General features: G+C 70.5%; 21 protein-coding genes, 1 pseudogene and 1 riboswitch. Of the genes and pseudogenes, 14 read left to right on the top strand and 8 right to left on the bottom strand.

Features of this window, described 5'->3' with window-relative positions:
• Positions 1-232 precede the first annotated feature (232 nt).
• The 8 genes from sigR (at position 233) to Sri02f_RS20185 (ending at position 8,616) form a co-directional block, all read left to right on the top strand.
• On the top strand, positions 233-928 hold the full coding sequence (sigR, locus tag Sri02f_RS20220; RefSeq protein WP_218029888.1) for an RNA polymerase sigma factor SigR: 696 nt from the start codon (positions 233-235) through the stop codon (positions 926-928).
• Positions 925-1,227 carry a mycothiol system anti-sigma-R factor gene (gene rsrA, locus Sri02f_RS20215; protein WP_109002723.1) on the top strand — a complete coding sequence of 101 codons (303 nt, stop codon included), beginning with the start codon at positions 925-927 and terminating at the stop codon, positions 1,225-1,227. Before sigR ends, rsrA begins: the two co-directional genes overlap by 4 nt.
• Before the next feature lie 142 nt (positions 1,228-1,369).
• Positions 1,370-2,743, top strand: a complete 1,374-nt coding sequence (locus Sri02f_RS20210; RefSeq protein ID WP_109002722.1) for an HD-GYP domain-containing protein — start codon at positions 1,370-1,372, stop codon at positions 2,741-2,743.
• Positions 2,740-4,011, top strand: coding sequence for an HD-GYP domain-containing protein (locus Sri02f_RS20205; RefSeq protein ID WP_109002721.1), 1,272 nt, complete (start codon positions 2,740-2,742; stop codon positions 4,009-4,011). Before Sri02f_RS20210 ends, Sri02f_RS20205 begins: the two co-directional genes overlap by 4 nt.
• 105 nt (positions 4,012-4,116) lie before the next feature.
• Positions 4,117-5,097, top strand: a complete 981-nt coding sequence (locus tag Sri02f_RS20200) for a tetratricopeptide repeat protein (RefSeq protein ID WP_109002720.1) — start codon at positions 4,117-4,119, stop codon at positions 5,095-5,097.
• Positions 5,098-5,213: 116 nt separating this feature from the next.
• The gene (def, locus tag Sri02f_RS20195) at positions 5,214-5,864 is read left to right on the top strand and encodes a peptide deformylase (protein WP_109002719.1); all 651 of its coding nucleotides are present in this window, start codon (positions 5,214-5,216) and stop codon (positions 5,862-5,864) included.
• Positions 5,865-6,196: 332 nt separating this feature from the next.
• Positions 6,197-7,249, top strand: coding sequence for an epi-isozizaene synthase (gene cyc1, locus Sri02f_RS20190; RefSeq protein WP_109002718.1), 1,053 nt, complete (start codon positions 6,197-6,199; stop codon positions 7,247-7,249).
• Positions 7,246-8,616, top strand: coding sequence for a bifunctional albaflavenone monooxygenase/terpene synthase (locus Sri02f_RS20185; RefSeq protein WP_109002717.1), 1,371 nt, complete (start codon positions 7,246-7,248; stop codon positions 8,614-8,616). The genes cyc1 and Sri02f_RS20185 overlap by 4 nt, the downstream gene beginning before the upstream one ends.
• A gap of 10 nt (positions 8,617-8,626) precedes the next feature.
• Here the strand turns inward: Sri02f_RS20185 and Sri02f_RS20180 are convergent, their stop codons facing one another.
• On the bottom strand, positions 8,627-9,592 hold the full coding sequence (locus tag Sri02f_RS20180; RefSeq protein ID WP_109003179.1) for a GlxA family transcriptional regulator: 966 nt from the start codon (positions 9,590-9,592) through the stop codon (positions 8,627-8,629).
• A gap of 92 nt (positions 9,593-9,684) precedes the next feature.
• Here Sri02f_RS20180 and Sri02f_RS42250 point away from each other — a divergent pair, with 92 nt between their 5' ends.
• Positions 9,685-9,957 carry a hypothetical protein gene (locus Sri02f_RS42250; protein ID WP_109002716.1) on the top strand — a complete coding sequence of 91 codons (273 nt, stop codon included), beginning with the start codon at positions 9,685-9,687 and terminating at the stop codon, positions 9,955-9,957.
• Here the strand turns inward: Sri02f_RS42250 and Sri02f_RS20170 are convergent.
• From Sri02f_RS20170 to Sri02f_RS20150, 5 genes and pseudogenes are all read right to left on the bottom strand, one after another.
• The gene (locus Sri02f_RS20170) at positions 9,870-10,895 is read right to left on the bottom strand and encodes a ribonucleotide-diphosphate reductase subunit beta (RefSeq protein WP_109002715.1); all 1,026 of its coding nucleotides are present in this window, start codon (positions 10,893-10,895) and stop codon (positions 9,870-9,872) included. The two genes, Sri02f_RS42250 and Sri02f_RS20170, sit on opposite strands and share 88 nt — an antisense overlap.
• The gene (locus tag Sri02f_RS20165) at positions 10,895-13,279 is read right to left on the bottom strand and encodes a ribonucleoside-diphosphate reductase subunit alpha (RefSeq protein ID WP_109002714.1); all 2,385 of its coding nucleotides are present in this window, start codon (positions 13,277-13,279) and stop codon (positions 10,895-10,897) included. Before Sri02f_RS20165 ends, Sri02f_RS20170 begins: the two co-directional genes overlap by 1 nt.
• Before the next feature lie 124 nt (positions 13,280-13,403).
• Positions 13,404-13,539, bottom strand: a riboswitch (cobalamin riboswitch).
• A gap of 258 nt (positions 13,540-13,797) precedes the next feature.
• Complete coding sequence (gene mctP, locus Sri02f_RS20160) at positions 13,798-15,423, bottom strand: monocarboxylate uptake permease MctP (RefSeq protein WP_109002713.1); 1,626 nt, start codon at positions 15,421-15,423, stop codon at positions 13,798-13,800.
• 98 nt (positions 15,424-15,521) lie between these two features.
• A pseudogene (locus Sri02f_RS20155) lies at positions 15,522-15,758 on the bottom strand (DUF3311 domain-containing protein); the annotation flags it as partial.
• A 100-nt stretch (positions 15,759-15,858) separates the two neighbouring features.
• Positions 15,859-16,623 carry a GntR family transcriptional regulator gene (locus Sri02f_RS20150; RefSeq protein ID WP_109002711.1) on the bottom strand — a complete coding sequence of 255 codons (765 nt, stop codon included), beginning with the start codon at positions 16,621-16,623 and terminating at the stop codon, positions 15,859-15,861.
• Between the two features lie 373 nt (positions 16,624-16,996).
• On the opposite strand from Sri02f_RS20150, the gene Sri02f_RS20145 reads away from it, so the two are divergent.
• The 4 genes from Sri02f_RS20145 (at position 16,997) to Sri02f_RS20130 (ending at position 21,769) form a co-directional block, all read left to right on the top strand.
• Entirely contained in the window at positions 16,997-18,277 is a 1,281-nt protein-coding gene (locus tag Sri02f_RS20145; RefSeq protein ID WP_109002710.1) for an extracellular solute-binding protein, read from the top strand.
• 74 nt (positions 18,278-18,351) lie between these two features.
• Positions 18,352-19,350 (top strand): carbohydrate ABC transporter permease, encoded by a 999-nt coding sequence (locus Sri02f_RS20140; RefSeq protein WP_109002709.1) that lies wholly within the window; start codon positions 18,352-18,354, stop codon positions 19,348-19,350.
• A complete protein-coding gene (locus tag Sri02f_RS20135; protein WP_109002708.1) occupies positions 19,347-20,213 on the top strand; it encodes a carbohydrate ABC transporter permease in 867 nt (288 codons plus the stop codon). The genes Sri02f_RS20140 and Sri02f_RS20135 overlap by 4 nt, the downstream gene beginning before the upstream one ends.
• Before the next feature lie 8 nt (positions 20,214-20,221).
• Positions 20,222-21,769: a glycoside hydrolase family 3 protein gene (locus Sri02f_RS20130; RefSeq protein ID WP_109002707.1), complete on the top strand. Its 1,548-nt coding sequence runs from the start codon at positions 20,222-20,224 to the stop codon at positions 21,767-21,769.
• Between the two features lie 75 nt (positions 21,770-21,844).
• On the opposite strand, the gene nagB is transcribed toward Sri02f_RS20130, so the two are convergent.
• Entirely contained in the window at positions 21,845-22,630 is a 786-nt protein-coding gene (gene nagB, locus Sri02f_RS20125) for a glucosamine-6-phosphate deaminase (RefSeq protein WP_109002706.1), read from the bottom strand.
• A gap of 538 nt (positions 22,631-23,168) precedes the next feature.
• Between nagB and Sri02f_RS20120 the strand changes: the two genes are divergently transcribed.
• Positions 23,169-24,644 carry a sensor histidine kinase gene (locus Sri02f_RS20120; RefSeq protein WP_174855674.1) on the top strand — a complete coding sequence of 492 codons (1,476 nt, stop codon included), beginning with the start codon at positions 23,169-23,171 and terminating at the stop codon, positions 24,642-24,644.
• Between the two features lie 296 nt (positions 24,645-24,940).
• Here the strand turns inward: Sri02f_RS20120 and Sri02f_RS20115 are convergent, their stop codons facing one another.
• Positions 24,941-25,198 carry a WhiB family transcriptional regulator gene (locus Sri02f_RS20115; RefSeq protein WP_016639615.1) on the bottom strand — a complete coding sequence of 86 codons (258 nt, stop codon included), beginning with the start codon at positions 25,196-25,198 and terminating at the stop codon, positions 24,941-24,943.
• Between the last annotated feature and the right edge of the window lie 34 nt (positions 25,199-25,232).

Below are 25,232 nucleotides of genomic sequence, written 5' to 3'. Positions count from 1 at the left end.
GGAAGTCCGCCGCATGGGTTCGACCATCTGCCCGCCCGCCATCCACCCTCACCCGGTGGACGGGCTTCGCCCGGCAGAGTCCGATCCGGGCCGCAGCAGCCGCGCCGACCTGGACTGGACGGTTCTGCATGCGGCCAAGGCCACGCCTATTCGAGCGGCGGCCGACAGGGGTAGTCGTCTATCCTCCGATTCGAGTGGGATCGGTTTCGGTTCCGCCCGCGATCTTGAGGAGGTGGGTCCGGTCACCGGTACCGACGCAGGGACCGACAACGGCCAGGCGGAGCTGCCCGAGGGCCCGGGCATGAGCGGGGAGAGCGGCGCGGAGTCCACCGCCGAGCGCACCGCGCGCTTCGAGCGGGACGCGCTGGAGTTCCTCGACCAGATGTACTCGGCCGCGCTGCGCATGACGCGCAACCCCGCGGACGCCGAGGACCTGGTGCAGGAGACGTATGCCAAGGCGTACGCGTCCTTCCACCAGTTCCGGGAGGGCACCAACCTCAAGGCCTGGCTGTACCGGATCCTCACCAACACGTTCATCAACTCGTACCGCAAGAAGCAGCGCGAACCCCAGCGCTCCGCGGCCGAGGAGATCGAGGACTGGCAGCTGGCGCGCGCCGAGTCGCACATGTCCACCGGTCTGCGCTCCGCCGAGTCGCAGGCGCTGGACCACCTGCCCGACTCGGACGTGAAGGAAGCGCTCCAGGCCATTCCGGAGGAGTTCCGGATCGCCGTGTATCTCGCGGACGTGGAGGGCTTTGCGTACAAGGAGATCGCGGACATCATGGGGACACCCATCGGCACGGTGATGTCCCGGCTGCACCGGGGCCGCCGTCAACTGCGCGGCATGCTGGAGGACTACGCCCGTGAGCGCGGGCTGGTCCCGGCCGGTGCCGGAGAGTCGAACGAAGCGAAAGGTTCGGGCTCATGAGCTGCGGAGATCCGCACGAGACGGACTGCAGTGAGGTCCTCGACCATCTGTACGAGTATCTCGACAGCGAGATGCCGCCACTGGACCGGGACAAGTTCCAGCACCACTTCGAGGAGTGCTCCCCCTGCCTGGAGAAGTACGGGCTGGAGGAGGCCGTGAAGAAGCTGGTCAAGCGGTGCTGCGGGCATGACGACGTGCCGAGCGACCTGCGCGCCAAGGTCCTCGGGCGACTGGATCTCATCCGCACCGGCCAGGCCGTCCCCGAGCACGACGTGACCGCCGCGCCGCAGGAGTCCTGACCCCGCCCGCAACCCGCCTCTCCGGGGCCCGGACACCGTCGGCGTCACCCGAATGTGCTAATCCGCTGGTGATACGCCCGCGAAGCCACCCCCCGCCGTCCTAGGCTCCTGAGCCCGGACAGGCACGGCTGGGGGAGGCGTCATGGAGGGGATTCCGGCGCGGGCACGCGGATACGTCGCCTGCGCCGCCCTCGGCGCCCTGCTCTGCCTCCTCCCGCTGCCGGGCGGGCGGACCCCCTGGTGGGCCGTCGCCCTGCTCGCCGCCCTGTACGCCGGGGGCGAGCAGATCGCCCGGCGCAGGTTCGCCGGCACGTTCCACCCCTTGCTGCTCGCCGGCGCGTTCCTGCTCGCGCCGCCCGCGGCCGCCCTGGTGCCGTTGCTCGGGGCGCTGTTCTCGCACGTCGAGCAGCCCCCCGCCCTGCTGCGCCGCATCTGGCGGGCCGCCCAGTCGGCGCTCGCCGTATGGGCGGCGTCCCGGGTGCACGGGGCGCTCGGCGGCCGGGAGGCCGTCGCCGGCTCGGACGTGCCCTTCGCCCTCGCACCGGCCGGCGCGGCCGTGCTGGTCTTCTGCGCCGCGCTCGCCCTCCTGGACGGCGGGATGCTCGCGCTCGCCGAAGGACTGCCGCTGCGGCAGTCCTGCCGCGGGCTGTTCCTGCGCTCCCTCGCACCCCTCGCCGTGCACGGACTGGCCGGGCTGATGACGGCCGTGCTGTGGCGCAGCCCCTACGGCCCGGTGGCCGCGCTGCTCGTGCTGTTCCCGATGGGCGTGTCCTGGTGGGTGTTCGCGCAGTACCACCGCGAGCGCGCCGCCCACCAGGCGACGATCCGGGCGCTGGTGCAGGCCGTCGACATCAAGGACGGCTACACCCGCGGACACAGTGAACGCGTCGGACAGGCCTCGATGATGATCGGCCGTGAACTCGGCATGGACGAGGCCCGGATCGAAATGCTCCGCTTCGCCGGCATCCTGCACGACGTCGGCAAACTCGGCGTGCCCACCCGCCTGTTGCGCAAGAACGGGCCACTGACGCCCGAGGAACGGCGGGTGATCGAGCTGCACCCCGAGTACGGGCACGAGATCACCCGGGGCATCTCGTTCCTCGGCGAGGCCCGCTCGGCGATCCTCCACCACCACGAACGCATCGACGGCACCGGCTATCCGTACGGCCTGGCGGGCGCCCAGATCCCGGAGCCCGCGCGCGTGGTCGCCGTCGCGGACGCCTTCGACGCGATGACGTCCACCCGGTCCTACAGCCGCGCCCGGCCGGTCGAGACGGCCCTGGAGGAGCTGCGCCGGTGCGCCGGAGCCCACTTCGACCCCCGGATGGTCACGGCGCTGACCCGGGTCGTCGAACGGGACGGCTGGCGTCCCGTGGTGACCGCCGAGGAGACCCGGCCCCCCCTCCCCTCGCCCGCGCAGTCCACCGACACCCCCGCGCAGGCCGTCGACACCCCCGCGCAGGCCGTCGACACCCCCGCGCAGGCCGTCGACGACCGGTCCGAGGCGCGCCGATGACCGGTCGCCGCACCCTCATCGCCCTGCGCACCGCCGCCGGCGTTCTCGTCGTCGCCGGCCTCCTCGTCACGTGCCTGACCGGCGTGGACCAGCGGCCCATGGCGCTCGCCTTCGGCGTCCTGGTCGCCGTCGGGGAGCTGCCCCTCCTGGACCCCCGGCTCCTCCCGGTCGAGACGCCGGCCGACGGGCCCGGACCGCGTGAGCGCGCGCCGCTCGGCGCGGCCGGCGCGCTGGCGTACGCGCTGGTCGGGGAGCAGGCCGGACACCCCACCCACCACGGGGTCGCGCAGGTCGTCGTGGTCGTCGCCGCCGCCTCCCTGCTGGGCAGCGTGCCGTATCTGGCACGCGGGGAAGGCCCCGTCCTCGACCACCTGGTCCGGCGCGTCCTGGCCGTCGGGTTCGCCGCCGTCTGCTTCCAGCCCCTCTACAACCGCGGGGCGTTCGACGGCTGGAGCGGTCCCGCCTACGCGCTGCTGCTGCTGGCGCTGCTGGTCCTGACCGTCCTGTGCGACGCCGTGGTCGCCGCCGCCCTCGCCTGCTCCCGCACCGGCTGGCCGTTGGCCCCGCTGCTGCGGGACGAACTGCGGGCGGTGCCCGGGATCGGCTCGGCGGTGTGCGCGACGGGCGCGGTGATGGCGCTCGCGGTCGCCGTGGTCGGACTGTGGGCGCTGCCCGTGTTCTCGGTGCCGCTGCTGCTCACCCAGCTGTCCCTGCGCCGGTACGCGGCCGTGCGGGCCACCTACCGGCAGACCATCGCCTCCCTGGCCCGCGCCACCGAGATCGCCGGATACACCCCGGCCGGGCACGCCCGCCGGGTCGCGGTCCTGAGCCAGGCCGTGGGCCGCGATCTGAGACTGCCGGAGCCCGAGCTGACCGTCCTGGAGTACGCGGCGCTGATGCACGACATCGGACAGCTCAGCCTCGTCGACCCGGTCCCGGCCGGGGCCACCGCGGGCCTGCCGGCGGCGGAGCAGCGGCGGATCGCGCTGCTCGGCGGGGCCGTCGTCCGCCAGACCGGGGCGAGCGCCCAGGTGGCGACGGTGGTGGAACGGCAGGCCGACCCCTACCCGGAGCAACCGGTGGCGGCCCGCATAGTCCGGGTGGTGAACGCATACGACGAGAAGGTTCGGGGCAGCGGTCCGGGCGGGGCCTTGTGCGCCCTGGAGGAGCTGCGTCTGGGCACCGGCGGGGAGTACGCGCCCGAGGTCGTCGAGGCGCTGGCCAGGGTGCTGTCCACAGGCCGTCTGACCTTGCCCGCGGGTGGGTAACCCATGGGTAATGAGCGGCCCTGCGGCCACACGTGGTTGGATGCGAGGGAGAGAGTGTCCGGGGGCACTGGCCAGCCCACAGAACGGAACTGGCAGGCGGGAATCGTGAGGATCTTCGGCAAGGGACGGCACCGGCCCTCCGCCTCCTGGCGGCAGGCCACCGATCGCGCGTTCACGCTGATCGGCGACGGGCGGTACGAGGACGCGGGCGCGCTGCTGACACGTGCCGCCGACCTGGAGCCGTGGCTGTCCGAGTCCTGGTTCAACCTCGCCCTGCTGCACAAGTTCCGGCACGACTGGGAGCAGGCCCGCACGGCGGGTCTGCGGGCCGTCGCGCTGCTCGACCGCGGGGCCGGGGCCCCCGACTGGTGGAACGTCGGCATCGCCGCCACCGCGCTGCAGGACTGGCCGCTGGCCCGCCGCGCCTGGCAGGCGTACGGACTGCACGTGCCCGGCGAGGCCACCGGCGCGGGCGAGCCCCTCGGAATGGACCTGGGCAGCGCGGCCGTGCGGCTCTCGCCCGAGGGCGAGGCCGAGGTGGTGTGGGGGCGGCGGCTGGACCCCGCCCGCATCGAGGTGCTGTCGATCCCGCTGCCCTCCTCCGGGCGGCGCTGGGGCGAGGTCGTGCTGCACGACGGCGTGCCGCACGGCGAGCGGACCACCTCGACCGGCCACTCCTACCCGGTCTTCGACGAGATCGAGCTGTGGGCCCCGTCCCCGGTGCCGACCTGGGTGGTCCTGCTGGAGGCGGCCACCGAGTCGGACCGGGACGCGCTGGAGCAGCTGGCCGCCGACGCGGGGTTCGCCGCGGAGGACTGGTCCTCGTCGGTCCGGCTGCTGTGCCGGATGTGCTCGGAGTCCCGGATGCCCTCCGACGAGGGCGACGGCGAGCATCTCGACCCGCACGACCACAGCGAGCCGGGGCATCCGGGCCCGCTCGGCCATCGCACCGACGGCCAGCTGTGGGTCCCCGAGCGGGAGTGCGGGGTGGCCGCGCCGGCTTCGCTCGTCCGCGGGCTGCTGGACGGATGGGTCGCCGACAGCCCCGATTCGAGGGGCTGGCGGGATCTCGAAGAGGTGTGCTGACCCGTCTCGCGGCCCGGTCGCACATCGGTACGGCCCGCGTCTGCGAGGGGGGCGCTGCCCGTACCCTGTATCGAGCATTCACCCCCCCCGTCTGTTTGAGGAAGGCATCGTCGGTCATGGCGCAGCAGGACACCGATCAGCAGCACGCGGGCGTGCTCCCCGTGGACGACGAGGGCTTCGTCATCGACACCGAGAAGGCGCAGGAGCGCGAGCTGGCCTGGCGTGAGGCCGGCGTCTCGCGGCCGATCACCGTCGTCGGGAACCCGGTGCTGCACAAGGAGTGCAGGGACGTCACCGAGTTCGACGAGGAGCTGCGGCAGCTGGTCGCGGACATGTTCGCCTCGCAGCACACCGCCGAGGGCGTGGGCCTGGCCGCCAACCAGATCGGCGTCGGCCTGAAGGTCTTCGTCTACGACTGCCCCGACGACGACGGCGTCCGGCACACCGGCGTCGTCTGCAACCCCAAGCTGGTGGAACTGCCCGCGGACCGGCGGCGGCTGGACGACAGCAACGAGGGCTGTCTGTCGGTGCCCACCGCCTACGCGCCGCTCGCCCGTCCCGACTACGCCGAGGTCACCGGGCAGGACGAGCACGGCAACCCGATCAAGGTGCGCGGCACCGGGTACTTCGCACGGTGTTTGCAGCACGAGACCGATCACCTGTACGGGTATCTCTACATCGACCGGCTGTCCAAGCGGGAGCGCAAGGACGCCCTGCGGCAGATGGCCGAGAACGAGCCCCGCTACCCCGTGGTCGCCAACGACTGACTTCACCCCGCACACACGAACGACGCCTGGCCGGGATGCCCCGGTCAGGCGTCGTTCGTGTGTCCGTCGGACGTTCGACCGTTTACGCACATCTGCTGATCCGTAACCAGTCACGCGGGGGCGGATTCTCGGCATGTTGGGGTAGTGAATGAAGCAAATCCGTTCCCAGAACGGTCAGTTGTAGGGCTGAATGGGGAAGTGCGGGGATACGCAACGGCGCACGCCCGGCACGGCGGGAGGGGCGTGCGCCCACTGGCGGCTGAGAGGGGTTGTTCGTGCCAGCTTTCCCATACAGCACCACATACAGCACCGCATACAGCACCACGGCGACGGTGGCCGCGCCCGCGGTCCCTCCCTCGCTCTCTCTTCCGGTCATCGAGGCGGCGTTTCCCCGGCAACTGCATCCGTATTGGCCCCGGTTGCAGGAGAAGACCCGCTCCTGGCTCCTGGAAAAGCGGTTGATGCCGGCGGACAAGGTCGCCGAATATGCCGATGGTCTGTGCTATACGGACTTGATGGCGGGCTACTACCTCGGCGCACCCGACGAGGTCATGCAGGCCATCGCGGACTTCAGCGCGTGGTTCTTTGTCTGGGACGACCGGCACGACCGTGACGTCGTGCACGACCGGGCCTCGTCCTGGCGGCGACTCAGGTTCCGCTTGCACGCGGCTCTGGACTCCCCGGCGGCTCATCTGCGCCATCCGGACCCGCTGGTCGCCGGGCTCGCGGACGGAGCGGCCCGGCTGTACTCCTTCCTTCCCGACACCTGGAACGCGCGGTTCGCCCGTCACTTCCACACCGTGATCGAGGCGTACGACCGCGAATTCCACAACCGAGTCGAAGGGCGCATTCCCGGTGTCGAGGAATACCTCGCGCTGCGACGGCTGACCTTCGCGCACTGGATCTGGACCGATCTGCTGGAGGCGAGTGCGGGCTGCGAACTCCCGACCTCGGTACGGAAACACCCGGCTTATCGGCGGGCGGCCCTGCTGAGTCAGGAATTCGCCGCCTGGTACAACGACCTCTGCTCGCTGCCCAAGGAATTGGCGGGCGACGAGGTGCACAATCTCGGAATCAGCCTCATCACCCATGAGGGGATGACCCTGGAAGAGGCGGTCGAAGATCTCCGCCGACGTATCGAGGAATGCATATCCGAGTTCCTCGTGGTCGAGACGGAAGTCCTGCGGCTCGCCGACCGGCTCGACGACGGGACGGTGCGCGGAAGGGAACTCGGCACCGCCGTCAGGGCTTGCCTCGGCAATATGCGCAACTGGTTCAGTTCCGTCTACTGGTTCCACCACGAGTCCGGCCGTTACATGGTCGACAACTGGGACGACCGGTCCACGCCCCCGTACGTCAACAACGAAGCGGCAGGTGAGAAATGACCGTCGAGTCGGTGAAGCCCGTGACCCCCGGGACCGGGGAACCGAGTGAGCCACCGGTGGCCGGTGGCGGAGTCCCGCTCCTCGGGCACGGCTGGAAGATGGCCCGCGATCCGCTGGCCTTCATGGCCCGGCTGCGCGACCACGGCGACGTCGTAGGCCTCAAACTGGGCCCCAAGACGGTGTACGCCGTCACCGCGCCGGAGCTCACCGGGGCCCTGGCGCTCAGCCCGGACTACATCGTCTCCGGGCCCCTGTGGGAGTCCCTGGAGAGCCTGCTCGGCAAGGAGGGCGTGGCCACGGCCAACGGGCCGCTCCACCGCCGCCAGCGGCGCACCATCCAGCCCGCGTTCCGGCTCGACGCCATCCCCGGCTACGGGCCGATCATGGAGGAGGAGGCGTACGCGCTCATCGAGCGCTGGACGCGGGGCGAGATCCTCGACGTCACCGCGGAGGCCTTCCGGGTGTCCGTGCGCATCTCGGCCCGCTGTCTGATGCGCGGCAGCTATATGGACGCCCGGTCCGAGCGCATCACCTCCGCGCTCGCCACGCTGTTCGCCGGTATGTACCAGCGCATGGTGGTGCCCCTCGGGCCGCTTTATCGGGTACCGGTTCCGGCCAACCGAAAATTCAACCGGGCGCTGGCCGATCTGCATCGGCTGGTGGACGAGATCGTCGCCGACCGCAGGGCATCCGGTCAAAAACCGAACGATTTGCTGACGGCTTTGCTGGAGGCGAAGGACGAGAATGGCGAACCGATCGGGGAACAGGAGATCCACGACCAGGTCGTCGCGATACTCACCCCGGGCAGCGAAACCGCCGGCTCAGTGGTCATGTCGTTGCTCCACGTGCTCACCGAGCACCCGGATCAGGTGGACAAGATCCGCGAAGAGGTGAAAAACGTTGTCGGCGACCGACCGGTCGCATTCGCCGACGTCCGAAAGCTGCAGCACACCGCCAATGTCGTCGTCGAGACCATGCGGCTGTATCCCGCCGTATGGATATTGACCCGGCGCGCGGTGACCGACACGGAGCTCGGCGGATACCGCATTCCCGCCGGAGCCGACATCGTCTACAGCCCGTACGCGGTTCAGCGCGATCCGCGGTCGTACGAGCGGCACACGGAGTTCGACCCCGACCGCTGGCTGCCCGGCCGCTCCCCGAACCTGCCGAAATACGCCATGACGCCGTTCGGCGTCGGCAATCGCAAGTGCCCGAGTGACCACTTCTCGATGGCCGAGCTGACGCTGATCACGGCGGTGGTGGCGAACGCGTTCCGCTTCGAGCCGGCGCCCGGCTCCGACAACCGCACGCACATCGGCATCACGCTCCGGCCGCGCCGGCTGCTGCTGCGCGCGATACCGGGGTGAGAGCCGCGGCTCAGGCCACGGCCCGCGGACCGCGGAACGTGCGTCGGTAGGCGTGGGGGGTCGTCCCCAGCGCCTGCACGAACTGGTGGCGCAGCGCGCCCGCCGTGCCGAACCCGGCGCGCCAGGCGATCGCGTCCACCGTCTCGTCCGTCGCCTCCAGCAGCTGCTGCGCCAGCAGCACCCGCTGGCGCAGCAGCCACCGATAGGGGGTCGTGCCCGTCTCCTGCTGGAAGCGCCGGGCGAAGGTGCGCGGGGACATGTGGGCCCGTCCGGCGAGCTGCTCGACGGTGACCTCCTCGTCGAGGTGCTGCTCCATCCAGGCGAGCACCTCGCCGACGGTGTCGCACCGCGACCGGGGCAACGGCCGCTCGATGTACTGGGCCTGGCCGCCGTCCCGGTGCGGCGGCACCACCATCCGCCGGGCGATCCGGTTGGCGATCTCGGGGCCCTGCTCCTTGCGGACGATGTGCAGACAGGCGTCGATGCCGGCGGCCGTCCCGGCCGAGGTGATCACCGGGTCCTCGTCGACGTAGAGCACGTCGGGTTCGACCGTCGTGCGCGGATACTGCCGGGCCAGCTGCTCGGCGTGCCGCCAGTGCACCGCGCAGCGCCGCCCGTCCAGCAGGCCCGCCGCGGCCAGCACGAACGCCCCGGAGCAGACGCTGAGCACGCGCGTGCCCCGGTCCACGGCCCGGCGCAGCGCGTCGAGCAGCTCCGGCGGGAACGCGCGGCTGCCGTACGTCTCCCCGGCGGGGACGGCGATCAGGTCGGCGCTCTCCAGCCGTTCGAGCCCGTGCTCGGTGCCCAGGGTGAAGCCCGCGTGAGTGCTCAGCGTCCGGCCCTCCGCGGAGGCGACGGCGAAGTCGTAGACCGGCAGCCCCTCGTCGCTGCGGTCGATCCCGAAGACCTCGCAGACGACGCCCAGTTCGAAGGGGTGCACACCGTCCAGCAGGATCGCGGCCACGTTGTTCAGCATGCCGCCAGTGTGCACCGGAAGTGGCAGTAATTCGAAGGTGTGCGGCAGTCCTGCCACTGTCAGGAGCGTCTGCCGCGTACGACGCTTACCTCATGAACGCACTCAGTGAGTACCTCACCGTCCTGGTCCTCTTCCTCCTCCTCGCGGGTCCGGCGCTCGTGGGACTTCGCCACGAGCGCCGGATCGGCCGTCAGTTGAAGGCCGCGCAGGCCGCGCAGGCCGCGCAGGCCGCGCAGGCCGCGCACGCCGCTCGGTCCGCTCGGTCGGCGAGCCGGACTCAGAAGTCCTCGTCCAGGTCGACGGTGCCCTCCACCGCGACCTGGTACGCCGACGGACGGCGCTCGAAGAAGTTGGTCAGCTCCTGAACGCCCTGCAGCTCCATGAAGGAGAACGGGTTCTCCGACCCGTACACCGGGGCGAAGCCGAGCCGCGTCAGGCGCTGGTCGGCGACGCACTCCAGGTACTGCCGCATGGAGTCGGTGTTCATGCCCGGCAGGCCCTCGCCGCACAGGTCGCGCGCGAACTGCAGCTCGGCCTCGACGGCCTCCCGGAGCATGTCGACGACCTGCTCCCGGAGCCGGTCGTCGAAGAGCTCCGGCTCCTCCTTGCGGACGGTGTCGACCACCTCGAAGGCGAAGCTCATGTGCATCGTCTCGTCGCGGAACACCCAGTTGGTGCCGGTCGCCAGGCCGTGCAGCAGACCGCGGCTGCGGAACCAGTAGACGTACGCGAAGGCCCCGTAGAAGAACAGGCCCTCGATGCACGCGGCGAAGCAGATCAGGTTGAGCAGGAAGCGGCGGCGGTCGGCCTGGGACTCCAGCCGCTCCAGCTTCTCGACCTCGTTGATCCACTTGAAGCAGAACCCGGCCTTCTCGCGGATGGAGGGGATGTTCTCCACCGCGTCGAAGGCGGCCGCCCGGTCCGCCGGATCGGGCAGGTAGGTGTCCAGCAGGGTCAGATAGAACTGGACGTGCACGGCCTCCTCGAACAGCTGCCTGGACAGGTACAGGCGAGCCTCGGGGGAGTTGATGTGCTTGTACAGCGTCAGCACGAGGTTGTTCGCCACGATCGAGTCGCCCGTCGCGAAGAACGCGACCAGCCGGCCGATCATGTGCTGCTCGCCCTCGGACAGCTTCGCGAGGTCCGCGACGTCCGAGTGGAGGTCGACCTCCTCGACGGTCCAGGTGTTCTTGATCGCGTCCCGGTAGCGCTCGTAGAAGTCGGGGTAGCGCATCGGGCGCAGGGTCAGCTCGAAGCCCGGGTCGAGCAGGTTCTTCTCGGTCTTCTCGGGTGCGGTGGTCATTACTGGCAGGCCTCGCAGGACTCGGGGTTCTCAAGGGAGCAGGCGACGGCGTCGGGATCGGCCGCCTGCTGCACGGGGACGGTGGTCTCGGGCTGCGCCTGGGCCCGGGCGGCGCGGGCGATGCGGGTCGCCGGGCGCGAGCGCAGGTAGTACGTCGTCTTCAGGCCCGACTTCCAGGCGTACGCGTACATCGAGGAGAGCTTGCCGATGGTCGGCGTCTCCAGGAACAGGTTCAGGGACTGGGCCTGGTCCAGGAACGGGGTGCGGGCGGCGGCCATGTCGATCAGGCCGCGCTGCGGGATCTCCCACGCCGTGCGGTACAGCGCCCGCACCTCCGCCGGGATCCATGCGAAGCCCTGCACCGAGCCGTTCGCGTCGCGCAGCGCCTCACGGGTGCGCGCGTCCCATACGCCGAGCTCCTTGAGTTCCTGCACCAGGTACGAGTTGACCTGGAGGAACTCGCCGGACAGCGTCTCGCGCTTGAACAGGTTGGACACCTGCGGCTCGATGCACTCGTACACGCCTGCGATGGAGGCGATGGTGGCGGTGGGCGCGATGGCGAGCAGCAGCGAGTTGCGCAGACCGGTCGCGGCGATCCGCTCGCGCAGGGCGGCCCAGCGCTCCGGCCAGGCGAACTCGACGCCGTAGTGGTCGGGGTGCAGCACACCCCTGGCCGTACGGGTCTTCTCCCAGGCGGGAAGGGGGCCGTTGCGCTCGGCCAGGTCGGCGGACGCCTCGTACGCGGCGAGCATCACGCGCTCGGCGATGCGGGTGGACAGGGCCTTGGCCTCGGGCGAGTCGAAGGGGACGCGCAGCTTGAAGAAGACGTCCTGCAGGCCCATCGCGCCCAGCCCGACCGGACGCCAGCGGGCGTTGGAGCGGCCCGCCTGCTCGGTCGGATAGAAGTTGATGTCGACGACGCGGTCCAGGAAGGTGACGGCCGTGCGGACGGTCTCGTCCAGCCGCTCCCAGTCGATGTCGCCGCCCGCCGTGTCGACGAACGCGCCCAGGTTCACCGAGCCCAGGTTGCACACGGCCGTCTCGCCGTCGTCCGTGACCTCCAGGATCTCCGTGCAGAGGTTGGAGGAGTGGACGACATGGCCCGGCTCGGCCGTCTGGTTGGCGGTGCGGTTGGCCGCGTCCTTGAAGGTCATCCAGCCGTTGCCGGTCTGCGCGAGGGTGCGCATCATGCGGCCGTACAGGTCACGGGCCGGGATGGTCTTCCTGGCCAGGCCGGCGGCCTCGGCCCTGCGGTAGGCCGCGTCGAACTCGTCGCCCCACAGGTCGACCAGCTCGGGCACGTCGGCGGGCGAGAACAGCGACCACGGCTCGTCGGCGTTGACCCGGCGCATGAACTCGTCCGGGATCCAGTGCGCGAGGTTCAGGTTGTGCGTACGCCGGGCGTCCTCGCCGGTGTTGTCGCGCAGTTCCAGGAACTCCTCGATGTCGGAGTGCCAGGTCTCCAGGTAGACGGCGGCCGCGCCCTTGCGCCGGCCGCCCTGGTTCACCGCGGCGACCGAGGCGTCCAGCGTCTTCAGGAACGGCACGATGCCGTTGGAGTGGCCGTTGGTGCCGCGGATCAGCGAACCGCGGCTGCGGATGCGGGAGTACGACAGGCCGATGCCGCCGGCGTGCTTCGAGAGCCGGGCCACCTGGTGGTAGCGGTCGTAGATGGAGTCCAGCTCGTCCAGCGGGGAGTCGAGGAGGTAGCAGGACGACATCTGGGGGTGCCGGGTGCCGGAGTTGAAGAGGGTGGGGGAGGACGGGAGGTAGTCCAGCCGGCTCATCAGCCCGTAGAGCGCGGCGACCTCGTCCACGGCGCGGACCGTGTCGTCCTCGGCGAGGCCGGAGGCGACGCGCAGCAGGAAGTGCTGGGGCGTCTCGACGACCTTGCGGGTGATCGGGTGCCGCAGGAGGTAGCGGCTGTGCAGGGTGCGCAGTCCGAAGTAGCCGAAGCGGTCGTCGGCCCGCTCGTCGATCAGCGCGTCGAGGCGGCCCGCGTGGACGCGCACGAACTCGGCGGTGCGGTCCGCGATCAGACCCTCGCGGTGGCCGACGGCGACCGACTCGGTGAACGACGTGACGCCCTGGGAGGCGGCCTCCGCGGCGATGCTGATCGTCAGCAGCCGGGCGGCCAGCTTCGAGTAGGCCGGGTCCTCGGAGATCAGACCGGCCGCCGCCTCCGTGGCCAGCTCGCGCAGCTCCGCGGTGATCTCGGAGGCAGCCCGTGCAGACCGGCCGCGCAGGGCCGCGGCGGCGACCCGGCCGGGGTCGGCGTCGGGCAGGTCGGCGGTCAGCTCGGTCAGGGTACGCAGCAACGCGGTCCCGGGACCGTCGGTCTCCAGTTCGGCGACTGAAACCGGTTCGGCTGGCGCGATGGTCACGTGGGGCTCTCCCTCGCTCGGCGGGGGGCCTTGTGCAGGGCAGGGGGCAGCACACGAGCGCGCGGGGGCGTCGCGTCCACCGGCCCACTCCGCGAGGCCCGGACGTCAGGGCGCCCGGACCGGACGGCCGGGCACGCTGTCGGCAGGACCTCGGACTGAACAGGCGTGCGCATATGGGTATGGATGCACGCGAGTACACCGTTGCGGGACAGTTCCGGATTCGCACCGGATTCCCCTGCGGCGACAGCGAGCATGAGCATACATCTTGTGCTCACCCGTCACGCCACCACCAGATGTAGTGTCGCGGTGGTTTCAGAGCGTCAACTGACAGGTGAGCAGAGTGATGTCGGCCGACTCCGGCGGGAGCTCCGGTCCCGCACGGGTGTGCGGTCCGGATGCCGCCCATGGCGGCCAGTGTGCGGCACACGTGCGAGGGCGGGCCGCCGGATGCCTCCGACGACCCGCCCTGCGCCTGACGGGCGAACCCGCGTGTCCCGCCTCGGCCGTGTCCGTCCGCCTCAGTGGGACGCGCCCGCGGTCGCCGGTGGCAGTTCGACCTGGACGCCCGGGTCGCCCGCGTCCGCCGTGTAGTCCTCCGGCTTCGTCTCGTCGATCCCGTCGGGCGCCTTGGCCGCCTTCAGGGCGAACGTCAGGACCACCGCGACGACGACGTTGAGGACGAACGCCGTGAGGCCGATGTAGCCGATCTCCCCGATGCCCGGGATCTCCTTCGAGGAGCCGCCGAAGTGCGCTTGCGTCGGGGAGGCGACCCCGTAGGCGGCGAAGGTGCCGTAGAGCATGCCGACCGCCCAGCCGGCCAGCAGGGCCCAGCGGTGGAACCAGCGGGTGAACAGGCCGCCGACCAGGGCCGGGAAGGTCTGCAGGATCCAGATGCCGCCCAGCAGCTGGAAGTTGATGGCCACCGTCTTGTCCATGGTGAGGACGAAGACCAGGGCGCCCACCTTCACCAGCAGCGAGACCAGCTTGGAGACCTTCGTCTCCTGGGCGGGCGTCGCGTCCGGCTTGATGAAGTCCTTGTAGATGTTGCGGGTGAAGAGGTTCGCGGCCGCGATCGACATGATGGCCGCAGGCACCAGCGCGCCGATGCCGATCGCCGCGAACGCCACCCCGGCGAACCAGGACGGGAACATGTCCTCGAACAGCTGCGGGATCGCGAGCTGGCCGTTGGTGACCTTGACCCCGGCCGCGATCGCCATGAAGCCCAGCAGGGCGAGCAGGCCCAGCATCAGCGAGTACAGCGGCAGGATCGTGGTGTTGCGGCGGATCACCTCACGGCTGCGCGACGACAGCGTCGCGGTGATGGAGTGCGGGTACATGAACAGCGCGAGCGCCGAGCCCAGTGCGAGCGTCGCGTACGTCCACTGGCCCGGTTCCGCCGGTGCGAGCGCGCCGCGCGGCTTGCCCGTCGCCGGGTTGGTCTGGCTGAACGCGTGGGCAGCCTTGGCGAAGATGTCGTCGAAGCCGCCCAGCTTGATCGGGATGTAGATGATCGCCACCGCGATGACGATGTAGATCAGCGTGTCCTTCACGAACGCGATCAGCGCGGGGGCCCGCAGACCCGAGGAGTACGTGTAGGCCGCCAGCACGCCGAAGGCGATCAGCAGCGGCAGGTCCTTCACGAACCAGTTGGTGTCCTCGCCGCCGCCGACGCCCATCACGTCGAGCACGGCCTGGATGCCGACCAGTTGGAGTGCGATGTAGGGCATCGTCGCCAGGATGCCGGTGACGGCGACCGCCAGCGACAGGCCCTTCGAGCCGAAGCGGCCCCGCACGAAGTCCGAGGTCGTCACATAGCCGTGCTTGTGGGACACCGACCACAGGCGGGGCAGGAACGTGAAGATCAGCGGGTACACGAGGATCGTGTAGGGCACCGCGAAGAAGCCGGCCGCGCCGGCCGCGTAGATCGCCGCCGGCACCGCGACGAAGGTGTACGCGGTGTACAGGTCCCCGCCGAGCAGGAACCAGGTCACCCAGGTGCCGAACGACCGGCCGCCCAGGCCCCATTCGTCGAGGCTGTCGCTGTCGGCCCTGCGCCAGCGCGCGGCCAGGAAGCCCATGACCGTGACGGCCAGGAAGAAGAAGATGAAGACGGCGAGCGCCACGCCGTTCACGCCGTCCTTCACTCCGACGCACCGCCCTTCGGGGAAGAGGCCTTCGGCGAAGAGGTCTTCGGGGAAGAGGTCTTCGGGGAGGGGCCGAAGGACGCCGGGACGGCGGCCGCGCGGCCGCGCTGGTCACGCTGCCACAGCTTGTACGCCGTCACGGTCAGTGCGGCGGAGAGGGGCACCCACAGCATCTGGTACCAGTAGAAGAAGGGGATCCCGATGAACGCCGGGTCCACCTTCGCGTACGAACCCACCCACAGCATCGCCGCGAAGGGCGCGAGCAGACAGAGGGCGATGACGACGCGCACAGGCGTCACCACCGGCCCCCTGGTCACTTCCGGGGTCTCTGACATCGGCGGCTCCGTCCCCTCATCCGATCGCCTTGATCACAGGTGTAATGCGCAGGCAATGTAAGTGACGGATAAGCCCAGCGGAAGGCCCTCCACAGACCCTCTACTCGGCGGGCCTCTTCAGCCTGGCCACGAACTTGTACCGGTCGCCCCGGTAGACCGACCGCACCCACTCCACCGGCCGGCCCTGCCGGTCCAGCGAGTGGCGGGAGAGCATCAGCATGGGCAGGCCCACGTCGGTGCCGAGCAGACCGGCCTCGCGGGGCGTGGCAAGGGAGGTCTCGATGGTCTCCTCGGCCTCGGCGAGATGGATGTCGTAGACCTCGGCCAAAGCGGTGTAGAGCGAGGTGTACTTGGCCAGCGACCGGCGCAGGGCCGGGAAGCGCTTCGCCGACAGATGGGTCGTCTCGATCGCCATCGGCTCGCCGTTGGCCATGCGCAGACGTTCGATGCGCAGCACCCGGCCGCCGGCCGTGATGTCGAGCAGCCCGGCGAGGCGGTCGTCGGCGGTGATGTAGCCGACGTCCAGCAGCTGTGAGGTCGGTTCGAGCCCCTGCGCGCGCATGTCCTCGGTGTACGAGGTGAGTTGCAGCGCCTGCGACACCTTCGGCTTGGCGACGAAGGTGCCCTTGCCCTGGATGCGCTCCAGCCGCCCCTCGACCACGAGTTCCTGCAGGGCCTGGCGGACGGTCGTGCGCGAGGTGTCGAACTCGGCTGCCAGGGTGCGCTCCGGCGGGACCGGGGTGCCGGGCGACTGCGTCTCCGTCATGTCGAGCAGGTGCTTCTTGAGGCGGTAGTACTTGGGCACACGCGCGGTACGGACGGTCGCCCCACCCTCGTTCTCCGCACTGCTGACGTCGGTGCTCATGGCCTGCCTTCCCGGCTGCGGGTGCCGAAACGGCCGACACACCGTCGGCCGCGGCTCACATCGTGGCACGGACGCGGCGATGCGCGCGCCATCGTTCCGTGATCCCTCTGTATACCGTCGCAGCCCTTGCTGGTCTAGTCCACCAGGGCAAATGGTCTACCGGCCCGACCGTATCCGAGGCCGATGTTTTCGACGGCTTCTTACTTAAAGGTTCCTGCATATGTAGGTCCCATAACGGCTGGTCGGAGGGGGTTCGGCCACCCTTGACAGGCTTATGGGCCTGAGCCAAGCTCTGCGCACTGGTCTACACCATTGGTCCAGATCGAGGTCCCGGCCCGTGGGCGGGGGGTGTGGCATCCCTGAGGAGGATGGCGTGAAGCGCAAGCTGATAGCCGCGATCGGTATCGCGGGCATGATGGTCTCCATCGCGGCGTGCGGGGACGACAGTGGCAGCGGGGACTCGAAGGGCACGGACGCCAAGGAGCTGACCGTCTGGCTCACCGTCGACGCGCAGAACAACTGGCCCGAGCTGGTGAAGGCCGCCGACGCCGCCGTGCAGAAGAAGCACCCCGGCGTCAAGATCAACCACGAGTACTACGGCTGGCCGGACAAGAACGCCAAGCTCGACGCGGTCCTCGCCACGGACAAGGCCCCCGACGTCGTCGAGATGGGCAACACCGAGATGCTCGGCTACATGGTCAAGGGCGCCTTCGCTCCCCTGGACACCGCCAAGTTCGACAACTCCTCCGCCTGGCTCGACGGCCTCAAGGCCTCGGTGACCTACGACGGCAAGACCTACGGCGTGCCGTACTACGCCGGCGGCCGCGTCGGCAACTGGCGCAAGGACGTCTTCGCCGCGGTCGGCGTGAAGTCCACGCCCAAGACGTACGCGGAGCTGACCGCCGCCCTGGACAAGGTCCAGCAGAAGGAGGGCGACAAGTTCTCCGCCTGGTACCAGCCCACCCGCGACTGGTACGCGGCCATGTCCTTCGTCTACGACGCGGGCGGCTCCATCGCCAAGGAGGACGGCGGCCAGTGGAAGGCCGACCTCTCCTCGCCCGAGTCGCTCAAGGGCCTGAACGAGTTCAAGACGGTCGTCGACAAGTACATGCACGGCGACAAGACCAAGGACGAGTCCGACCGCTACATCGTCTACGGCCAGGGCAAGTCCGGCATGATCTTCGGCGCGGCCTGGGAGGGCGCGACCTCCGCCGACCCGAAGAACGACAAGACCGGCAAGCTCAAGGACAACCTCGAGAACTTCGTGATGCCCGGCCCGTCCGGCAAGAACCTCCCCGTCTTCCTGGGCGGTTCCGACCTCGCCGTCCCGGTCAAGTCGCACGCGCAGGGCCTCGCCGCCGAGTGGATCAACGCGTTCACCGGCCCCGCAGGCCAGAAGGGCCTGATGGCCAAGGGCAACCTGCCCAACAACAAGACCGACCTCGCGACCCTCAAGAACGACCCGGCGACGGTCGTCCCGGCCACCGCGGCCGAGTCCAACTGGTTCGTCCCCATGGCCCCCGGCTGGGGCCAGGTCGAGAAGGCCCAGGTCCTGCAGACCATGCTGCAGAGCATCGGCACCGGCAAGAAGTCGGTCGAGGCCGCCGCGAAGGACGCGGACGCCGCGATCGACAAGGTCATCAACAACAAGTGACCTGAGGGCAGGGCCCCGCAGCGAGCAGGGCCCTGCTCCCCGTACGACCCGAGGGACCGCTGAGGAGCGCGCGGATGAGTGCCGCAGACACGACCACTGCCGAAGTGCCGCCGACGCGGCAGTCGCCACCGCCGCCGCCGGCCGGCGAACCGGACGCCAGGAGACCACGCGGCGGCCGCGGTTCCGGCGGGACCACGACCCCCTGGCTGCTCCTGGCCCCCTGCCTGCTGGTCCTCGCCCTGGTGATGGGCTATCCGCTGGTCCGGCTGGTCACCCTCTCCTTCCAGAAGTTCGGGCAGTCCCAGCTGTGGGGCTTCCAGCCGGCCGAGTCGGTCGGGTTCGGCAACTTCGCGGGCGTGCTGGGCGACGGCGAGTTCTGGCAGGTCGTCCTGCGCACGATCGTCTTCGCGGCCGGCTGCGTGATCGTCACCATGGTCCTCGGCATGCTGATCGCGCTGCTCCTCCAGCGCGTCTCCGGCTGGGTGAAGACCCTCGTCAACATCGCGCTCGTGGCCGGCTGGGGCATGCCGGTCATCGTCGCCACCACCGTCTTCAAATGGCTGTTCGACTCCGACTACGGCATCCTCAACGCGGTCCTGAGCAGGCTGCCCGGCGTCGACCTGATCGGCCACAACTGGTTCGCCAGCGGCCCGCAGGGCCTCGCGGTGATCATGCTGCTGGTGATCTGGGGCGCGGTGCCCTTCGTGGTGATCACCCTCAGCGCCGGTCTCACCCAGGTCCCGGCCGAGCTGGAGGAGGCGGCCCGCCTCGACGGCGCCGGCGCCTGGGGCGTCTTCCGGTACGTCACCCTGCCCATCCTCAAGCCGGTGATCGTGATGCTCACGACCCTGTCGGTCATCTGGGACATGGGCGTCTTCCCCCAGGTCTTCGTGATGCGCAACGGCCATCCGGAGGCGGAGTTCCAGCTCCTGACCACGTACTCCTACGACCGCGCGTTCGTCGTCAACGACTACGGCCAGGGCTCGGCGATCGCCCTGGTCACCGTGGTGCTGCTGCTCGGGGTGGTCGCCGTCTACATGCGCCAGATGCTGAAGATCGGAGAGGTCGAATGAGCGCCATCGCCTCCGGGGCGGACCCGGCGACGGACCGGCCCCGGCGCCGGAGGTCCAAGGCCGGCTGGAACCTCCTCGGCCTGTTCGTCTTCGCCGTCGCCGGCTTCCCCGTCTACTGGATGCTCAACACGGCGTTCAAACCGGCGAAGGACGCCATCGACCCCGACCCGAGCCTGCTGCCGACGGGGCTCACCCTGTCCAACTTCAGCCGCGCGCTGCACATCGCCGACTTCTGGGGCCCGGTGGGCCGCAGCCTGATCGTCTCCCTGGCGGTCGTCGCGATCGGCGTGGTCGTCGGACTGCTGGCCGCCCTCGCCATCTCCCGGTTCGCCTTCCGCGGCCGCAAGATCGTGATCGTCGGCATCCTGGCCGTCCAGATGATCCCGCTCGTCGCCATGATCATCCCGGTCTTCCTGCTCCTGAACGACCTGGACCAGTACGACAAGCTCTCCGGCCTGATCATCACGTACCTGACCTTCATCCTCCCCTTCACGGTGTGGACACTGCGTGGCTTCATCGTCAACATCCCGAAGGAGCTGGAGGAGGCCGCGATGGTGGACGGCTGCAGCCGCACCGGGGCCTTCGTCCGCGTCGTCTTCCCGCTGCTGGCCCCCGGCATGGTCGCCACCTCGGTCTACGGCTTCATCCAGGCCTGGAACGAGTACCTGTACGCCCTGATGCTGCTCAGCCAGAAGAACCAGACCGCGACCGTGTGGCTCAGCAACTTCTCCACCAAGCACGGCACCGAGTACGCCCCCATGATGGCCGGCGCCACGATGATGGCCCTACCGATCGTCGCCCTGTTCCTCCTCGTCCAGCGCAAGATGGCCGCGGGGCTGACCGCGGGCGCCGTGAAGGGATGACGCCCCCGATGACGACAATCGCCCGTGGCACCGACACGCTCACCCGTGACGCCCTGACGGTCCTGCAACCCGGATTCCCCGGCACCACCGCCCCCGACTGGCTGCTGCGCCGGCTCGGCGAGGGTCTGGCGTCGGTGGGACTGTTCGGCAGGAACATCGCCTCACCCGAGCAACTCGCCGCACTGACCGCCCAGTTGCGCACCGAACGGGACGACGTCCTGGTCGCGGTCGACGAGGAGGGAGGAGACGTCACGCGCCTGGAGGTGCGCACCGGCTCCAGCTTCCCCGGCAACCACGCGCTGGGCGCGGTGGACGACGTCTCGCTCACCCTGGAGGTCGCCGCCGAGCTGGGCCGCCGCCTCGCCGAATGCGGCGTCAACCTCAACTGGGCGCCCTCCGCCGACGTCAACTCCAACGCCGCGAACCCGGTGATCGGCGTGCGCTCCTTCGGCGCCGACCCCGACCTGGTCGCCCGGCACACCGCCGCCTACGTCACCGGCCTGCAGTCGGCGGGCGTGGCGGCCTGCACCAAGCACTTCCCGGGCCATGGCGACACGGCCGTCGACTCCCACCACGCGCTCCCGCGCATCGACGCCGCCCCGGCCCTTCTGTCCGAGCGCGAGCTGACGCCGTTCCGCGCGGCCATCGCCGCCGGCACCCGCGCCGTGATGAGCGCGCACATCCTGGTCCCGGCCCTGGACCCGGCCCGTCCGGCGACGCTGTCGCCCCGCATCCTCACCACGCTCCTGCGCGACGAGCTCGGCTACGACGGCCTGATCGTCACCGACGGCATGGAGATGCAGGCGGTCGCCGCGACCTACGGCATCGAGCGCGGCAGCGTCCTCGCGATCGCCGCCGGCGCGGACGCCATCTGCGTGGGCGGCGGCCTCGCGGACGACGACACCGTGCGCCGGCTGCGCGACGCGCTGGTCACCGCCGTCCGCTCGGGCGACCTGCCCGAGGAACGCCTCGCGGACGCGGCGCGACGGGTCCGGGAACTGGCGCGCTGGACGGCGACGGGCCAAGGGCGGACGGCCGCGCGCGGAGCCGTGGTGGACGGCCGGCCCGGACGGATCCAGCCTCTCGACGGCACCGCCGTGCGCGCCGACGTCGGCCTGATCGCCGCCCGCCGCGCGCTCCGGCTCACCGGCGACGAGGTCTTCGCGCCGCTCGCCGACCCTCCGTTCGTCGCCTCGCTCACTCCGGTCGCGAACATCGCCGTCGGCGACGAGACCCCGTGGGGTGTGGCCGCGGAACTGGTCCGCCTGCTGCCGGGGACGCGGACGGACGGCTTCACGGGCGCGGACGCCGGACATGCGGCGCTGGCCGCGGCGGGGGAGCGGCGGATCGTCGCCGTGGTCCGCGACGAGCACCGGCACGCCTGGATGGGGGCGGCCCTCGACGTGATCCTTACGGCCCGCCCGGACACGGTCGTCGTCGAGATGGGCGTCCCCCAGGCCCCGCCCCGGGGCGCCCTGCACATCGCCACCCACGGCGCGGCCCGGGTGTGCGGCCGCGCGGCGGCGGAGGTCATCGCGACCGGCCCGCACGGCTGAGCGCCACGACGGCGAAGGCGCCCGGCTCCTGGACCAGGAGCCGGGCGCCTTCGCCGTCGTTCGGGGCGGTCGCCCTCAGATGCCCTGCCACTGCGGCTTGTTGGCGAACGTGTGACGGAAGTAGTCCGCGAGCTTCAGCTCGGACGCGGCGGCCTCGTCGACGACGACGGTCGCGTGCGGGTGCAGCTGCAGCGCGGAGGCCGGGCACACCGCGGCGACCGGCCCCTCCACGGTGGCCGCGACGGCCTCCGCCTTGCCCTCCCCGGTGGCCAGCAGCACCAGATGCCGCGCCTCCAGGATCGTCCCGATGCCCTGGGTGATGACGTGGTGCGGGACCTGGTCGATGTCGCCGTCGAAGAAGCGCGCGTTGTCCACCCGGGTCTGCTCGGTCAGCGTCTTGATCCGGGTGCGCGAGGCGAGGGACGAGCACGGCTCGTTGAACCCGATGTGCCCGTCGGTGCCGATCCCGAGCAGCTGGACGTCCACACCGCCGGCCGCGGCGAGCGCGCGGTCGTACGCCTCGCAGGCGGCCTGCACGTCCTCCGCCGTGCCGTCCGGACCGAGGAAGGACTCCATGCCGAGGCCCAGCGGCTCCAGCACCTCCCGGCGCAGCACCGAGCGGTAGGACTCCGGGTGGTCGGCGGGCAGGCCCACGTACTCGTCGAGCTGGGCTATCCGCGCCCGCGCGATGTCCACGGCGCCGGAGCGCACCTTGGCCGCCAGGGCCTCGTAGACGGGCAGCGGGGTGGAGCCGGTGGCCACGCCGAGCAGAGCGTCCGGCTTGCGCCGCAGGAGCTGTGCCATGGCCTCGGCGATGAGTTCGCCGCCCGACCGGGCGTCCGGAACGATGACAACTTCCACGCTGGCCCGCCGTTCTCATAACCGTCTGTTAACCGACTGTGGTTTAGACCAATCTGTGGGCTCAATCTAACAGAATCAGGTGTCCCGGCCCAGGCCGGCGGGCGTCCGGGATCCGTACGGCAGGCCGCGGATCGGCTGCGGCGACGCCCGGCCGCGGAAATTGGCCTCGCCGTCTGGCCCCGCGCGGGAACCCGCACAGGCTAGGCTGCGTTGTGAATGACGGGGCCTGGCGAATACCACATCAACGAACAAGCCCGCCCGCATGGACACACCTAGTGGTCTAGTCCACAATGGCGGGGGCGAGTGACACAGCCAGCGACACACTGAGCCTCCGTCTTCCCCGCACAGGAAGGCGGACCGAGGATCCGGGCTCTCTGCCCTGACTGCCCCGGCTCCTCACCTTCGGCCGACGGGACCGCACACCCCGCGGCCGATATTGCTCCGGGCTGCGGTGCCGGGAGGGTTGAGGGTCCCTCTCAGGCGCCGCGGCCCGCGGGTGTTTCCCGCCCCGCGCATACCCCCAGGTACGCTCGCAGACGTGCCCTCCATGAACGAACTCGTACGCCAGCACACCGCACTCGACGACTCCGACCTCGAGTGGCTGCATCTGCTGGTCTCGGAGTGGCAGCTGCTCTCCGACCTCTCCTTCGCCGACCTGGTCCTGTGGGTCCCCACCCGCGACGGCGCCCGCTACGTCTCCGTGGCCCAGATGCGCCCCAACACCGGCCCCACCTCGTACCAGGACGACATGGTCGGCCATCTCGTCCCCCGTGGCCGCCGTCCCCTGCTGGACGCCGCCCTGGACGAGGGCCGGATCGTGCTCGAGGGCGACCCGGAGTGGCGCGAGGAGGTCCCGGTCCGGGTCGAGTCCATCCCCGTCCGGCGCGACGGCCGCGTCCTGGGCGTCATCGCCCGCAACACCAACCTGCTCACCGTGCGCACCCCGAGCCGGCTGGAGCTCACCTACCTGCAGAGCGCCTCCGACCTCGCGCAGATGATCGCGGCCGGCTCCTTCCCGTTCCCGAACCAGCAGATGGACATGGACGCGGCCCCGCGGGTCGGTGACGGCCTGATCCGCGTCGACGCCGACGGGATCGTCCAGTACGCCTCCCCGAACGGGCTCTCCGCCTTTCACCGCATGGGCCTGGCCTCCGACCTGGTCGGCCAGCACCTCGGCCTGACCACCGCCGAACTGGCCCCGACCCGCGGACCGGTGGACGAGGCGCTCGCCAAGGTCGCCAGCGGCTGGGCGCCCCGCGAGTTCGAGATCGAGGCCCGCGACGGGGTCATCCAGTTCCGCACGATCCCGCTCAAGCCGAAGGGCACCCGGATCGGCGCGCTGGTCCTGCTGCGCGACGTGACCGAACTGCGCCGCCGCGAACGTGAGTTGATCACCAAGGACGCGACCATCCGGGAGATCCACCACCGGGTGAAGAACAACCTCCAGACGGTGGCGGCCCTGTTGCGGCTCCAGGCCCGGCGCATCGAGTCCGAGCGGGGCCGGGAGGCCCTCGAAGAGGCCGTCCGCCGGGTCGGCTCGATCGCCATCGTGCACGAGACCCTGTCCCAGAACCTCGACGAGCGCGTGGAGTTCGACGAGATCGCCGACCGCGTGCTGGCGATGGTCGCCGAGATCTCGCCGGGCAAGGTCGCCGGCCGGCGCAGCGGACGCTTCGGCATCCTGGACGCCGAGGTCGCCACCCCGTTGTCCATGGTCCTCACCGAGATTTTGCAGAACGCCCTGGAGCACGGCTTCGCCGAGGGTGAGACAGGGACCGTCGAGGTCTCGGCGGTCCGCGGAGGCACCAGCAAGGAGGCCCGTCTGCTGGTCACCGTCCAGGACGACGGCGTCGGTCTGCCCGCCGGCTTCGACCCGCACACCTCCGGCAACCTCGGCCTGCAGATCGTACGGACGCTGGTGGAGGGCGAGTTGAGCGGCACCTTCGACATGGTCCCGGCGCCGGAGCGCGGGACGCAGGTGATCCTGGACATCCCGGTGCGCTCGCAGAAGTAGCCCGCGAGGCGGCGACGGAGGGCGGCACGGTCGGTGGCGACGGTCGGCGGCGACGGACGGCGGTGCGGCCGGCGGTGCGGCCGGCGGGGAGGCCCGTGCGGAGCAGCGTCGTGCGGAGCGGGTGCGCACAGCACGATGAGCACAGCAAGAAGCCCCGGACCGTTCAGGGGTCCGGGGCTCGAATGCTCGTTGCCAGCTTGTGCTGCGCATCGGGGGTACTGCGCGCTGCGGCTCGGGGGCGGGAGAAGCGTACTCGCTGTACGCGCCGCCAAGCTCAGGCTGCGGGGCGGGTGTCGTCAGGCAGAGGCCTGACGGGCCCGGTTGCGGGCGGCGCGGCGCTTCATCGCACGACGCTCGTCCTCGCTGAGGCCACCCCAGACGCCGGAGTCCTGGCCGGACTCGAGCGCCCACTGCAGACACTGCTCCATAACCGGGCAGCGACGACAGACGGCCTTGGCTTCCTCGATCTGCAGCAGCGCAGGACCGGTGTTGCCGATGGGGAAGAAGAGCTCGGGGTCTTCCTCGCGGCAAACGGCGTTGTGACGCCAGTCCATGGCTGCTACCTCTCCTTGGTATTACATGCAGGTT

This window comes from Streptomyces rishiriensis, assembly GCF_003112535.1.
GTDB lineage: Bacteria > Actinomycetota > Actinomycetes > Streptomycetales > Streptomycetaceae > Streptomyces > Streptomyces rishiriensis.
This window is presented reverse-complemented; position numbering and strand designations above follow the sequence as displayed.

Bases quoted from the DNA above. Each gene is read 5' to 3' on its own strand.
- rsrA (WP_109002723.1), top strand. From the start codon at position 925: ATGAGCTGCGGAGATCCGCACGAGACGGACTGCAGTGAGGTCCTCGAC.
- Sri02f_RS20210 (WP_109002722.1), top strand. From the start codon at position 1,370: ATGGAGGGGATTCCGGCGCGGGCACGCGGATACGTCGCCTGCGCCGCC.
- Sri02f_RS20205 (WP_109002721.1), top strand. From the start codon at position 2,740: ATGACCGGTCGCCGCACCCTCATCGCCCTGCGCACCGCCGCCGGCGTT.
- def (WP_109002719.1), top strand. From the start codon at position 5,214: ATGGCGCAGCAGGACACCGATCAGCAGCACGCGGGCGTGCTCCCCGTG.
- Sri02f_RS20185 (WP_109002717.1), top strand. From the start codon at position 7,246: ATGACCGTCGAGTCGGTGAAGCCCGTGACCCCCGGGACCGGGGAACCG.
- Sri02f_RS20180 (WP_109003179.1), bottom strand. From the start codon at position 9,592: ATGCTGAACAACGTGGCCGCGATCCTGCTGGACGGTGTGCACCCCTTC.
- Sri02f_RS42250 (WP_109002716.1), top strand. From the start codon at position 9,685: ATGAACGCACTCAGTGAGTACCTCACCGTCCTGGTCCTCTTCCTCCTC.
- Sri02f_RS20170 (WP_109002715.1), bottom strand. From the start codon at position 10,895: ATGACCACCGCACCCGAGAAGACCGAGAAGAACCTGCTCGACCCGGGC.
- Sri02f_RS20150 (WP_109002711.1), bottom strand. From the start codon at position 16,623: ATGAGCACCGACGTCAGCAGTGCGGAGAACGAGGGTGGGGCGACCGTC.
- Sri02f_RS20140 (WP_109002709.1), top strand. From the start codon at position 18,352: ATGAGTGCCGCAGACACGACCACTGCCGAAGTGCCGCCGACGCGGCAG.
- Sri02f_RS20135 (WP_109002708.1), top strand. From the start codon at position 19,347: ATGAGCGCCATCGCCTCCGGGGCGGACCCGGCGACGGACCGGCCCCGG.
- Sri02f_RS20130 (WP_109002707.1), top strand. From the start codon at position 20,222: ATGACGACAATCGCCCGTGGCACCGACACGCTCACCCGTGACGCCCTG.
- Sri02f_RS20115 (WP_016639615.1), bottom strand. From the start codon at position 25,198: ATGGACTGGCGTCACAACGCCGTTTGCCGCGAGGAAGACCCCGAGCTC.